The following is a 12,626-nucleotide window of genomic DNA, read 5'->3' as shown; positions in this document are numbered from 1 at the left end:
TGATTTGAGTTTGTTTTTGAAGTTTGTTTCAGACGATTTTGAGAGGATTGTTGAGATTGTCCAGAATTTGCTGAACTTGTTCGAAGTCTTCCGGATGAACTTTGAGTTTGATTCCGCCCAGTGCATTTGAGTAAAGAGGCATGACGGAAAGTGTCATTTCGTTTTCGAAAAAATACGGGATTTCTTCCTGTTCAAGTAAGTGTTTGAGAACCACTGTTTCGTGCTGATAATTGAATACGGCGATTGTCTTAAAGCTTTCCATATGAGGTCTTTTTGTAAATGTACGAAAAGTTATATTTTTAATAATTCTATTTGTTAAAAAGAATTATCTGATTTCTTATTTGTAATTTTAAACCTTATAAGAAAAGATATATGAGTAAGAAAATTAGAAAGCCGATAAAAAAAGAGAAAGATTTCTCTGGAAAAATACTTAAAATTTTATCGCAAAATGCTAATAAACCATTCAATTATAAACAGATAGGAGCAAAGCTTGAATTAGACGATACTAATAGCAGAAACCAGATTATAAAAGACTTAAAAATTCTGGCTGCACAAAAGAAAATTATAGAAACAGAACCTGGAAAATATTTAGTTAAAGCTGTTAGTCAGGATTACTACGAAGGAACGATAGATATGACGAGCAGAAAAACGGCATATTTTATTTGTGATGAATTTGAAGAAGATGTTTTTATTCCTACCAATAATTTGAATCGTGCTTTAGACAAAGACAAAGTAAAAGTTTACGTTTATAACAGAAGAAAAGGAAAAAGACCTGAAGGTGAAGTAATTGAAGTTCTTGAAAGAGATAAAACAGAATTTGTTGGTGTAATTGACATTCAGCCAAACTTTGCTTTTGTTTCTACTGCCAATCCAAAAATGTATACGGATATTTTTATTCCAAAAGATAAATTGGGAGAAGCAGAAAATGGTGATGTTGTTTTGGTTAAGATTGAAGACTGGCCAAAGAGAGCTGATAGTCCGTTTGGATCTGTAATTCGTGTTTTAGGAAAACCTGGAGAACACAATACAGAAATTCATGCTATTCTGGCTGAATATGGACTGCCATCTGATTTCCCGGTAGAAGTAGAGGTGTATGCTCAAAAGCTGGATACCTCAATTCAGGAATCAGAGATTGCAAAACGTCGTGATATGCGTGATACACTTACGTTTACGATAGATCCAAAAGATGCAAAAGATTTTGATGATGCCTTGTCTTTCAAAAAGTTAGAGAATGGAAACTTTGAAATTGGAATCCATATTGCCGATGTTTCGTATTATTTAGAAGAAGGAACCATTCTTGATGATGAAGCGTACCAAAGAGCAACTTCAGTTTATTTGGTAGATAGAGTAGTGCCAATGCTTCCTGAAGTATTGTCTAACTTTGCGTGTTCACTTCGTCCGAATGAAGAAAAATATACATTCTCTGCTATTTTTGAAGTTTCGCCAACTGCACAAGTTATCAACCAATGGTTTGGAAGAACAGTAATTTATTCAGATCAGCGTTTTGCTTATGAAGAAGCGCAATATATCATTGAAACAAAAGATAATACAATTCCGGTTGATGTTTCTATTACCGGTGAATCTTATGTTGTTTCAGATGAAATTAGAGAAGCAACTTTGAAATTAGATGAATTAGCGAAGATTTTAAGAAAGAAAAGAATGCAGCAAGGTGCTATTTCTTTTGATAAAGTTGAAGTTAAATTTAATCTTGATGAAGCAGGAGAACCAGAAGGAGTTTACTTCAAAATTTCAAAAGATGCCAATCATTTGATTGAAGAATTTATGCTTTTGGCTAATAGAAAAGTGGCGGAATACATTGGAAAACAAAAGAAAACCTTTGTTTACCGTATTCACGACGAACCAAACGAAGACAAGTTAATTGCAATGCAAACTGTAATTGCTAAATTTGGTTATAAAATTGATTTTAGAAATAAAGGTGATATTGCCAAATCATTGAATTCTTTAATGGAAGAAGTAAATGGTAAAAAAGAGCAAAACTTAATTGATACTCTTGCAATTAGAAGTATGAGCAAAGCCAAATATTCAACAGATAATATTGGGCATTATGGTTTAGCTTTTGATTATTACAGCCATTTTACATCGCCAATTCGTCGTTATCCTGACGTTATGGTACACAGATTGCTGCAGTATTATCTGGATGGAGGAGCTTCTGTAGATGAAGAAACCTACGAAACAAAATGTCTGCATTGTTCAAACATGGAAAGTTTAGCTACTAATGCTGAGCGAGATAGTATCAAATACATGCAGGTTAAATACATGCAGGATCATCAGGATGAAGAATTTCTTGGTGTTATTTCTGGTGTTACCGAGTGGGGAATTTATGTTGAAATCGTTTCTAATAAATGCGAAGGAATGGTAAGAATCAGAGAAATAAAAGATGATTACTATACTTTCGATGAAAGACAATATGCTTTGGTTGGAGCTACTTCAAACAGCATTTTGCAATTAGGAGATGAAATTTATGTTAAAGTAAAAAATGCCGACTTAGTGAAAAAACAACTGGATTTTCATTTTTTAAGACGAGCAGAATAAATATTAATTAAAAAAATAAAAGTATGAGAAAGCTAATTATTGGAGCAGCAATTTTATTTGTACAAATGTCTTTTGGTCAGGTAACCAAAGAATTAGGAGATTTTGATACCGTAAAAGTTTACGACAAATTAAGTGTAAAATTAGTTCAGTCATCTGAAAATAAAGTTGTTATAAAAGGAACAAGAGAAGCAGAGTTAGAAGCTGTTAACAAAAATGGTGTATTAAAATTAAGAATGCCTTTTCCTAAACTTTTGTCAGGGAATGATCTTGAAGTAACTTTGTATTATAAACATATTGAGCTGATTGATGTTAATGAAGGAGCTGAAGTTACAAGTAAAGAAACCTTAAAAGCAACTTCATTTAAAGTTAGTGCGCAGGAAGGTGGAAAAATTAATGTAGATTTGAACGTTGATAAACTAAAAGTAAGTTCAGTTTCCGGCGGAGAAATCACTGCAACTGGTAAAGCAGACAACCTTGATGCGAGTTTAGGAGCCGGCGGTTATTTCCTTGGAAGTAAATTAGCCACTTCTCAGACCAAAGTAAGCGTTTCTGCGGGCGGAAAAGCCGATGTTAATGCTTCGACCCTTGTCGATGCAAAAGTGAGCGCAGGAGGCTCTATTTACATTTATGGAAAACCAAAACAAATAAATCAAAAAACAGTTTTTGGAGGTAAAATCGAAGAAGTAAAATAACAAGTCGTATTTTGATGATAAATGATATTCTGGCTGGACTGCCATGGGGACTTTTTCTAAGCTTTATGGTAGGTCCGGTATTTTTTATACTATTAGAAACCAGTATTACTAAAGGATTCAGAGCTGCAATAGTCTTTGATTTTGGAGTAGTTCTAGGTGATATTTTTTTTATAGCAATTGCCTATCTAGGAAGTTACAGGTTGATTTCCAGTTTAAAAGATAAACCTGCACTCTTTATTTTTGGAGGAATCATAATGCTGGCTTATGGTATAATTTCTTTTGTAAGATTAAAAAATGAAGAAAAAATTGATGATGAAGAAATTGACCGGGATATTATTAAAAGAAATTACGGAAGTTTATTCATAAAAGGCTTTTTACTCAACGTTATTAACATTGGTGTTTTAGGTTTCTGGCTGGCTGTAATTATTTCTGTAGGGCCAAAATTAGAAATGCAAAACTCAAGAATGATTACTTTTTTTACGTCGGTGATTATAACGTATTTGTTAGTTGACTGCCTTAAAATAGTATTAGCCAAACAATTAAAATCTAAAATGACGCCAACTAATATCGTGAAAATTAAAAAAGGAATTAGTATTGTTTTAATGGTTTTTGGAGTTGTATTAATAACTCAGGGCTGGTTTCCAAAAGAAAAAGAAATGGTAAAAAATGCTTTTGAAAGAATAGAGAAAAAGTAGTTGTTAATAACTATAGAATATAAAATCAAACCTCTGAATTTCAGAGGTTTTTTTGTGTTTATAAGTCATTGTGAGGAACGAAGCAATCTTACTAAGTATGTCAACATTTGTAAACTCATAGTAGTGAGATTGCTTCGTTCCTCGCAATGACAAGACATAAAAAAAACCTTCAAATTGCTTTGAAGGTTTTTTAGGCATCGTCCGGATTTGAACCAATATATTTTAATTAATTTTTTCTAAAAATTAGCCACAAAAAAACCTCTAAATTACTTTAGAGGTTTTAGAGGCATCGTCCGGATTCGAACCGGAGTAGGAGCTTTTGCAGAGCCCAGCCTAGCCGCTCGGCCACGACGCCATTGCTTGAACGGATGGCAAAAGTAACTAAAATCTTTAAATTTCAAAAGTTTCGAATGAACTATTTTAAAATTTTAGGATTTTAATTTTTAATATTACTTTCTAGTTTCCGTCATTTTTATAGTAACTGACTCAACATCACCACCAATAGGCGGATTAATTTTAGAAACCCAAACTGTTGTTTTTTCTACCATTTCTATCTCTGCCAGCACACGAATATTGATTCTTTTGGCAACATGCTCTAATAAATGCGAGCGAATTGCCATTTCTTCTGCTACAATTTTGTTCAAATGCACGTAGTCAACAGTATCTAAAAGATGATCTGTTTCTGCTGATTTCTGTAAATTGGTTTTAATTTTTAGATCTACAGTATAATCAGATCCAATTTTTCCTTCTTCAATTAAACATCCGTGGTAAGAAAAAGTACGGATGTTTTTTAGTTTAATAACTCCCATTTTTATATTGTTTCACGTTTAAAGTTTCAGGTTATGCGCCACTTAAATAACTTTAAACCTGAAACCTGAAACCTTTTTTTTATCTTTGCTAAAATTACTATAAAATAATGGCATCAGAAGAGAAATCACTCAATTTTATTGAACAAATCATAGAGGAAGACGTAAAATCAGGTCTTTCAAATACTAAACTTCGCTTTCGTTTTCCACCAGAACCTAATGGCTATTTACACATTGGGCACGCGAGTTCAATTGCGTTAAATTTTGGTTTAGGAATTGATTATCAATCTCCTGTGAATTTACGTTTTGATGATACAAATCCTGAAAAAGAAGAACAGGAATTTGTTGATGCTATTAAAAAAGATGTAGAATGGCTGGGTTACAAATGGGCAGAAGAATGTTATGCGTCTGATTATTTCCAACAATTGTATGATTGGGCAGTTTTATTAATTAAAAAAGATAAAGCGTATGTTGACAGTCAATCTTCTGAAGAAATGGCGATCCAGAAAGGAACTCCAACCACTCCAGGAACTGACAGCCCATACAGAAATCGTTCTGTTGAAGAAAATTTGGATTTATTCGAAAGAATGAAAAACGGTGAATTTGAGGCTGGTACACATATTCTTCGTGCAAAAATTGACATGAAATCAACAAATATGTTAATGCGTGATCCTATTATGTACAGAATTTTACACAAACATCACCATAGAACTGGAGATGCCTGGAAAATCTATCCAATGTACGATTGGGCACACGGGCAAAGTGATTATTTAGAACAAATTTCTCACTCATTTTGTACACTAGAATTCTTGCCTCACCGTGAATTATACGATTGGTTTTTAGATCAAATTTTTGATGATAATAAACTGCGTCCAAAACAAAGAGAATTTGCAAGACGTAACTTATCACATACTGTTGTTAGTAAAAGAAAATTACAGCAACTAGTTAAAGAAAAGCATGTTAACGGTTGGGATGATCCAAGAATGTCAACCATTTCCGGGTTAAGAAGACGTGGTTATACAGCAGCTTCATTGCGTAATTTTGCTAATACAATTGGTATTGCAAAACGTGATAATTTGATCAATGTATCGGTTTTAGAGTTTTGTATTCGTGAAGATTTGAACAAAATTGCACCTCGTGTAATGGCTGTTTTAGATCCTGTAAAACTGGTAATTACAAATTATCCTGAAGGTAAAGAAGAGTGGTTAGAAGCCGAAAATAACCAGGAAGATGAAAATGCCGGTTTCAGAAAAGTACCATTTTCTCGTGAGTTATACATAGAAAGAGAAGACTTTTTAGAAGAAGCTCCAGCTAAGTTTTTCCGTTTGACTTTAGGAAAAGAAGTTCGTCTTAAAAACGCTTATATCATTAAAGGTGAATCTGTTATAAAAGATGAAAACGGAAATATTACAGAAATTCATGTAACGTATGATACTGATTCTTTAAGTGGAAGCGGAACAGAAGCAAGCCAAAGAAAAGTATCTGGAACATTGCATTGGGTTTCTATCAAACATGCATTAGAAGCTGAAGTTCGTTTGTACGATCGTTTGTTTACAGATGAAGCTCCAGATAGTTATAAAGAGAAAAATTTCTTAGATTTTGTGAATCCAAATTCGTTAGAAATCGTAACCGGATATGTTGAACCAAGTTTATCAACAGCTCAAAATGAAGATAAATTCCAGTTTCAACGTTTAGGTTATTTTACTGTTGATAAAGACTCAACTGCTTCAAAATTAGTATTTAACAAAACTGTTGGATTGAAAGATGCTTGGGAAGAAAAAGGTAAAAAAGAAGAAAACAGCATCAATAATTCTTTAAAAGATATCAACAAATATTTTAAAGTTGAGACTAAACCAGAGAGAATTGCAATCGAAAGTGCAATAGGGGAGAACATCAAAAATATCTCTACTTTTTCACTTTTACAGAATTCTTTAAAGAAGAATATCAACAACAATAAGGCTTCATTGTTGTTTTCTCAGTTTATTTTGAAATATTCAAACTGGAAATCAACTGATTTTGAGGAAGATGATATTAAAAAATTATATTCAATGTCTTTAAAAAGTGAATCAACTTATGTTAGATCAAAAGCACTTTTAAATTTAAGAGATATTGAAGTTGAAAGTTTCAAAAACGAATATGATGATGAAATTTTAAAATTATATTCAAATCCTCCAAAAAATGCTTCGGAGAGAGAAATTGAAATTTTATCTGAAATGGTAAAAAAGTAAAAATAATTAGAATCTATAGAAAAGCGCTTTTATAAAGCGCTTTTATTATTATATATAAAATCTATTTAATTTCAAAAATTATAATTTTATTAGATTAAAATTGGCTTTCATATTTTTATTTTAAAGAAGAATTAAAATTTATTGGATAACTAACTCATTTTTTAAATTTAAATTCATTTAATAGCTTTATTTCAATTTTTAAATTTTTTGAGCTCAATTTTTTCTATAATACTTCATATTATAAATTTTTATGATTTAAATATTTTTTAAATTTATTTTAATTATTATTTATAAAACCTATCATTTATATATTTATTATAATTTTATTAAATTAAAATTGACTTTCATATTTTTATTTTAAAGCAGAATTAAAATTTTACGGATAACTGATTCATTTTTTAAATATTAATTCATTAAATCTCTTTATTTAAGTTTTTTAAATTTTTAAGCTGTATTTTTCAATCGAATGGCTTTATTATAAATTTTTACGATAGTATATTTTATTTTTGTATTATTTTATTTATTATTTATAAAAACTATTAATATTTAAATTTTATAGTTTAATATTATTTAGAAATATTTTTACCATCTCTGCTTTTCCATTTTTATAAAAAATAAATAATTAAGTTTTTTCTTATTTTAATATTTTTAGTTTTTCTTGTTTTTTTATAGATTTTACTAATTAATAAAAATATAATTTAGTTTTTACTTATTATTTATATAATTGATTATAAAATTAAAAATGATAGTTTTTATAAATCGATTTTTACCTTCATAAATCGTTTTTAAGACGTTATTTTAAAACGGTAAATAGATAATTCGTTTTTTGAATTATTGTTTATTTAAAGCTTTTATTTAACTTTTCGCTGTTATTTTTGTCAGTTTAACGGCTTGTTAACACACAATTGTTTATAAAGTTGCTATTTTTAACTCAATACCAAAAGTCAGAGATGATTTTATAGAAAATTGATATTTCCGAAGAGATTCTCAATTGATTATTATTTACAATTAAAAAAGACAATTTTTTATTTGATTTATTAATTCAAACCTGAATTCTTGAAAAGACAATTTTATGTTCTGTTTTTTATTGTGATGTGGTTTTGATAATATTTCGCGTAAAAGGTATTTTTCAAATTACTTCATAATTATGAAATTTCCATAGCATTAGTTTTAGGTCATTATTGTTTTTGTAATTCAATCTGACAAATTTTAATTATTAAACTTAAAATCCAATTATCATGAAAATTTTATATTTTACGCTGGCGATGTTATTTGCAAATATTGCAATTTCTCAAACACATCAAATTACAAAACATAATGGGGAACAACTAGATGTTAATTTCATTAAAAACGAAAATGGTTTAATTTATTATTCGTTGAACGGAAGTTCTGAAGAAGTTAAAATTAGCAAATATGCTGTATCTCAAATTACTAATAAACAAACTAAACAAACTCAGAAAATTTCAGATAAGATAATAGTAGATTCAAAAGATGATTACAAAATGGTAACTGTTTTGCCTCAGGAAAAGACAATAGGACTGAAACAGGCTGCTAGTTTTACAGGTGTCTCGACAAGGACAAAAGGTGAACCGCCAATTGCAAATCAAAAACAGACTGCTATGAGAATCAAATCTAAGTCAGCTTCAAATGGTTATCCTTTTGTGAGTATTATTGAAAAAGCTGATGGTAAGTATGAAGCAGTTTCGTATGTGTATTAATTATATTGTTAAATTTTAAATTTTGAAGTTTAGCATTTTAAAAAAGAAGTATCTTTATTAATCACTTTAAATATAAATATCATGTCAAATAATTCAAATACAATTGCAGCGATTTTGGCTGGTGCTGCAGTAGGAGCGACGATCGGAATTTTATTTGCTCCGGATAAAGGATCAAAAACGAGAGCTAAAATTAAAGAAGGAATTGATGATGCAAAACATAATTTGCAGGATTCTTTTGAAGCAAGTTCTGAAGTACTTCGTGAAAAGTTTACAAATGCAACACAAAATCTTGACGGAACTTTGAATGATTTACTTTCAAATGTAAGTCATAAAACAGAAGAAGTGATCACTTTTTTAGAATCTAAATTGGCTGATTTAAAAGCGCAGAACGCTAAACTTCAAAAATAATATCTAATACAAAAGCACATAACTTGCTTATTTTTAAGAGAGTTTTGTGCTTTTTTTATTTAAAAAACTAATTATGGCATTTGAAGAGTTAAGAGAAAACACTGAAAAAATTCAGGATCAGACTAAAGTTTATATAGATAGTCATTTGGCTTATTACAAACTTTGGGGTTTTAAAGTAGCCATGAAATCCACAACTTTAATTTTCAAATTTACTTTGATATTATTGTGTTTTAGTATGGTTTTACTTTTTGGATCTTTTGCAGCTGCGTATGCTTTTGGAGATTTATTTGGTAGCAATGCTTTAGGATTTTTAGCAGTAGGAGGGATCTATCTTTTATTTACCATTTTACTTTTCTTGATAAAAGATAAGATTGTTGAAGGTCCTATTTTAGAGAAATTTTCAGAAATATTTTTTAACGATTAAAGATTATGGAAAAGAAAAAATACTCGTCTTACGCTGAAATCGACAGAGATTTAGAAATTCTAAAACTGGAAAAAGATATCAATTATCAAAAATTAGTTTTGAGTTTTCAGAAAACTAAAGAAAGCATTACACCACAAAATATTGTAAACGGATTCGTTTCATCTTATACAGATTACTTTTCAAATTCTTATACAAGTATTTTACAATCCATTTTACCTTATGTAATTGGCTGGTTTATAAATAAAAAAAGAGGCAGTTAAGCCTCTTTTTTATTTTAAAATTATCAATGAACATCTGGTTGAATGTCATCTTCATAACCAGATTGCGGCTGAATAGGTTTTGGTTTCTCTATCTTTTTATTGTGCTTTTTCATCATTTCACCAACCTGGTTTGATGCTGAAAATGAAGCAACCATATTATTTAACATGTCACTTCCAGCTTGTGGAGAATTTGGTAACAAAATTAAATTAGAATTGGCATCAGCTCCAATTGCTTGTAAAGTATCATAATGCTGAGTAACTACAATTAGGGCAGAAGCTTCTTGAGAATTAATTCCAACACTGTTTAAAACTTCAACACTTTCTACAAGACCTCTTGCAATTTCACGACGCTGATCTGCAATACCTTGACCTTGTAAACGTTTACTTTCTGCTTCGGCTTTTGCTTTTGCAACGATTCTAATTCTTGAACTTTCTGCTTCAAATTCTGCAGCCGTTTTTTCTCTGTCAGCGGCGTTGATTCTGTTCATTGCATTTTTTACCTGAATGTCCGGGTCAATATCTGTAACCAATGTATTGATAATGTCATATCCATAAGTAGACATTGCCTCATTCAATTCACGTTTTACTGCAACTGCAATATCATCTTTTCTTTCAAAAACGTCATCTAATTTTAGTTTTGGAACCTCGGCACGAACCACATCAAATACATAAGAAGTAATTTGATCGTGTGGATACTCCAATTTATAAAAAGCTTCGTATACTTTTTCCTGAATAACTTTAAACTGAACAGAAACTTTCATTTTAATAAAAACGTTGTCTCTGGTTTTCGTTTCGATGATAACATCTAACTGTTGAATTTTAAGATTTACACGTCCGGCCAATCTGTCAACCAACGGAATTTTAAGTTGTAGTCCTGAATTTCTAACACTCTGAAATTTTCCAAATCTTTCGATAATTACAGAAGACTGCTGTTTTACTGTAAAGAAAGACGACATGAAAATGAAGAATGCCAATACTAAAAAGATAATAAATGCTGTACTCATGGTGATATAGTTTATATTTTTGATTTTGGTAAATTACGAAAATTCTTCTAAATTAAAATTTTAAAACATTAAAAAAACGCTAAGAACATTTTTGAGATGTTGCTTAGCGTTTGTTTTTTTAACCATTAAGGTATTAAGAAAATTAAGATCAAAGCTTTGTCAAGAGAATTAAGCTTAGCTTTATGAACTTTTAAGTTCTGTTTTTTACCACCAAGAAATGCTTAATTAACTTAATATCTTAACGGTAAAATATTTTTATAAAGCAGAAATTGCTTTCTGAATTCTCGAAATAGTTTCTTCTTTTCCAATAATTTCTACAATGTCAAATAGGTGAGGACCTTTAAGAGCTCCAACCAAACTTAAACGGAAAGGCTGCATTACTTTACCCATTCCAATTTCGTTTTTAGTTAACCAATCTTTTACAATAGTTTCAATGTTTGCAGAAGTAAAATCTTCAATATTTTCAAGAACCGTAATCAATTCTTTCATTAAAGCTGGAGTTTCTTCTTTCCAGTTTTTACTTGCTTTTTCATCATAAGATGCTGGTGCTTGGAAAAAGAAATCAGTTAAATCCCAAAACTCAGAAACGAAATGAGCTCTTTCTTTAATCAAAGAAACAATACGAGTTGTTACTTCAAGCGGAGTAGAGAAGCCTTTTTCTTCTAAAATAGGAGAGAAGCTTTTTGCTAAATCAGCATCATTTTGTTTGATTAAATATTGGTGATTGAACCATTTGTTTTTTTCAGGATCAAATTTTGCTCCTGCTTTATGAACTCGGTTTAAGTCAAAAGCTTCAACTAATTCTTCAAGAGAAAATAATTCTTTATCCGTTCCATCATTCCATCCTAACAAAGCAAGAAAATTTACAACTGCTTCCGGGAAAAATCCTTTCTCTCTGTAACCAGATGAAATGCCTTCTTCCGTTTTCCACTCTAATGGAAACACAGGAAATCCTAATTTATCGCCATCTCTTTTAGATAATTTTCCGTTTCCAACAGGTTTCAAAATCAAAGGCAAATGTGCAAATTCCGGAGCATCCCAGCCAAAAGCTCTGTATAATAAAACGTGAAGTGGCATCGATGGCAGCCATTCTTCACCACGAATTACATGTGAAGTTTCCATCAAATGATCATCCACAATATTGGCTAAATGATACGTTGGCATTCCATCACTTTTAAAAAGAACTTTATCATCAAGTAAGTTCGTTTCAAACTTAACATCACCACGAATGATATCTTTTAAATGTAAAGTTTCATCAACCGGAGTTTTAAAACGAATCACATAATGTTCTCCATTTGCAATTCTCTTAGCAGTTTCTTCTGCAGAAATTACTAAAGATGTATCTAATTTTTCACGGTTGTGATGATTGTAAATAAATGTTTTTCCTTCAGCTTCGTGTTGTTTTCTATGTGCATCCAAAGCTTCTGGAGTATCAAAAGCATAATATGCCCAGCCTGAATTGATCAATTGATCTGCATATTTTTGGTATAAATCTTTACGATCACTTTGTCTGTACGGACCAAATTTTTCATTTTTTCCAACAGTTTCTTCAGGAGAAATTCCTAACCATTCCAGCGCTTCCATAATATAAGCTTCAGCACCTGGAACAAAACGTGTCTGATCTGTATCTTCAATTCTCAGATAAAAAACACCGTTATGTTTTTTTGCAAATAAATAATTAAATAGGGCAGTACGAACTCCGCCAATATGTAATGGTCCAGTCGGACTTGGTGCAAAACGCACTCGAACTTGCTTTGACATTTGTATAAATTTTGATGCAAAGATACGATATTAGTCAAAAGCCAAAAGTCGAAAGTCTGAAAGGTTTTTAGCTGTGT

At 30.6% G+C, this 12,626-nt stretch carries 12 protein-coding genes and 1 tRNA gene; 8 read left to right on the top strand and 5 right to left on the bottom strand.

Translation table 11 applies throughout. From position 1 onward, the window contains the following. Positions 1-28: 28 nt before the first annotated feature. Positions 29-262, bottom strand: coding sequence for a putative signal transducing protein (locus tag PQ462_RS23990; protein ID WP_012023104.1), 234 nt, complete (start codon positions 260-262; stop codon positions 29-31). A gap of 110 nt (positions 263-372) precedes the next feature. Between PQ462_RS23990 and rnr the strand changes: the two genes are divergently transcribed. Genes rnr through PQ462_RS23975 form a run of 3 tightly spaced genes read left to right on the top strand, consistent with a single transcriptional unit; the run spans position 373 to position 3,940 of the window. Beyond that, on the top strand, positions 373-2,553 hold the full coding sequence (gene rnr, locus PQ462_RS23985; protein WP_274251895.1) for a ribonuclease R: 2,181 nt from the start codon (positions 373-375) through the stop codon (positions 2,551-2,553). A 23-nt stretch (positions 2,554-2,576) separates the two neighbouring features. Continuing rightward, positions 2,577-3,245, top strand: coding sequence for a head GIN domain-containing protein (locus PQ462_RS23980; RefSeq protein ID WP_274251894.1), 669 nt, complete (start codon positions 2,577-2,579; stop codon positions 3,243-3,245). 14 nt (positions 3,246-3,259) lie between these two features. Then, positions 3,260-3,940 (top strand): LysE family translocator, encoded by a 681-nt coding sequence (locus PQ462_RS23975; protein WP_121362729.1) that lies wholly within the window; start codon positions 3,260-3,262, stop codon positions 3,938-3,940. Positions 3,941-4,224: 284 nt separating this feature from the next. Here the strand turns inward: PQ462_RS23975 and PQ462_RS23970 are convergent. Both PQ462_RS23970 and folB read right to left on the bottom strand, forming a co-directional pair. Next, a tRNA-Cys gene (locus PQ462_RS23970) sits at positions 4,225-4,295 on the bottom strand. 94 nt (positions 4,296-4,389) lie between these two features. Next, complete coding sequence (gene folB, locus PQ462_RS23965; RefSeq protein WP_073408318.1) at positions 4,390-4,749, bottom strand: dihydroneopterin aldolase; 360 nt, start codon at positions 4,747-4,749, stop codon at positions 4,390-4,392. 107 nt (positions 4,750-4,856) lie between these two features. Here folB and PQ462_RS23960 point away from each other — a divergent pair, with 107 nt between their 5' ends. The 5 genes from PQ462_RS23960 (at position 4,857) to PQ462_RS23940 (ending at position 9,784) form a co-directional block, all read left to right on the top strand. Beyond that, a complete protein-coding gene (locus PQ462_RS23960; protein WP_274251893.1) occupies positions 4,857-6,974 on the top strand; it encodes a glutamine--tRNA ligase/YqeY domain fusion protein in 2,118 nt (705 codons plus the stop codon). Positions 6,975-8,212: 1,238 nt separating this feature from the next. Continuing rightward, the gene (locus tag PQ462_RS23955; protein ID WP_012023097.1) at positions 8,213-8,692 is read left to right on the top strand and encodes a hypothetical protein; all 480 of its coding nucleotides are present in this window, start codon (positions 8,213-8,215) and stop codon (positions 8,690-8,692) included. Positions 8,693-8,773: 81 nt separating this feature from the next. Then, positions 8,774-9,100 (top strand): YtxH domain-containing protein, encoded by a 327-nt coding sequence (locus tag PQ462_RS23950; RefSeq protein ID WP_274251892.1) that lies wholly within the window; start codon positions 8,774-8,776, stop codon positions 9,098-9,100. A 73-nt stretch (positions 9,101-9,173) separates the two neighbouring features. Then, positions 9,174-9,524, top strand: coding sequence for a hypothetical protein (locus PQ462_RS23945; RefSeq protein WP_012023095.1), 351 nt, complete (start codon positions 9,174-9,176; stop codon positions 9,522-9,524). Positions 9,525-9,529: 5 nt separating this feature from the next. Beyond that, positions 9,530-9,784, top strand: a complete 255-nt coding sequence (locus PQ462_RS23940) for a DUF6327 family protein (RefSeq protein WP_073410280.1) — start codon at positions 9,530-9,532, stop codon at positions 9,782-9,784. Between the two features lie 23 nt (positions 9,785-9,807). Here PQ462_RS23940 and PQ462_RS23935 read toward each other — a convergent pair whose 3' ends face one another. Together PQ462_RS23935 and gltX are read right to left on the bottom strand one after the other, a co-directional pair. After that, entirely contained in the window at positions 9,808-10,788 is a 981-nt protein-coding gene (locus tag PQ462_RS23935; protein ID WP_274251891.1) for an SPFH domain-containing protein, read from the bottom strand. Between the two features lie 255 nt (positions 10,789-11,043). Continuing rightward, a complete protein-coding gene (gene gltX, locus PQ462_RS23930) occupies positions 11,044-12,549 on the bottom strand; it encodes a glutamate--tRNA ligase (protein ID WP_274251890.1) in 1,506 nt (501 codons plus the stop codon). Between the last annotated feature and the right edge of the window lie 77 nt (positions 12,550-12,626).

The sequence above is a fragment of the Flavobacterium sp. KACC 22758 genome, assembly GCF_028736135.1.
GTDB classification, from domain to species: Bacteria; Bacteroidota; Bacteroidia; order Flavobacteriales; family Flavobacteriaceae; genus Flavobacterium; species Flavobacterium johnsoniae.
This window is presented reverse-complemented; position numbering and strand designations above follow the sequence as displayed.

What these genes read in the sequence shown, in the direction of transcription:
- PQ462_RS23990 (WP_012023104.1), bottom strand. Translation starts at nt 262, where the DNA reads ATGGAAAGCTTTAAGACAATCGCCGTATTCAATTATCAGCACGAAACA.
- PQ462_RS23935 (WP_274251891.1), bottom strand. Translation starts at nt 10,788, where the DNA reads ATGAGTACAGCATTTATTATCTTTTTAGTATTGGCATTCTTCATTTTC.
- gltX (WP_274251890.1), bottom strand. Translation starts at nt 12,549, where the DNA reads ATGTCAAAGCAAGTTCGAGTGCGTTTTGCACCAAGTCCGACTGGACCA.
- PQ462_RS23945 (WP_012023095.1), top strand. Translation starts at nt 9,174, where the DNA reads ATGGCATTTGAAGAGTTAAGAGAAAACACTGAAAAAATTCAGGATCAG.
- PQ462_RS23950 (WP_274251892.1), top strand. Translation starts at nt 8,774, where the DNA reads ATGTCAAATAATTCAAATACAATTGCAGCGATTTTGGCTGGTGCTGCA.
- PQ462_RS23960 (WP_274251893.1), top strand. Translation starts at nt 4,857, where the DNA reads ATGGCATCAGAAGAGAAATCACTCAATTTTATTGAACAAATCATAGAG.
- PQ462_RS23975 (WP_121362729.1), top strand. Translation starts at nt 3,260, where the DNA reads ATGATAAATGATATTCTGGCTGGACTGCCATGGGGACTTTTTCTAAGC.
- PQ462_RS23980 (WP_274251894.1), top strand. Translation starts at nt 2,577, where the DNA reads ATGAGAAAGCTAATTATTGGAGCAGCAATTTTATTTGTACAAATGTCT.
- rnr (WP_274251895.1), top strand. Translation starts at nt 373, where the DNA reads ATGAGTAAGAAAATTAGAAAGCCGATAAAAAAAGAGAAAGATTTCTCT.
- PQ462_RS23955 (WP_012023097.1), top strand. Translation starts at nt 8,213, where the DNA reads ATGAAAATTTTATATTTTACGCTGGCGATGTTATTTGCAAATATTGCA.
- PQ462_RS23940 (WP_073410280.1), top strand. Translation starts at nt 9,530, where the DNA reads ATGGAAAAGAAAAAATACTCGTCTTACGCTGAAATCGACAGAGATTTA.
- folB (WP_073408318.1), bottom strand. Translation starts at nt 4,749, where the DNA reads ATGGGAGTTATTAAACTAAAAAACATCCGTACTTTTTCTTACCACGGA.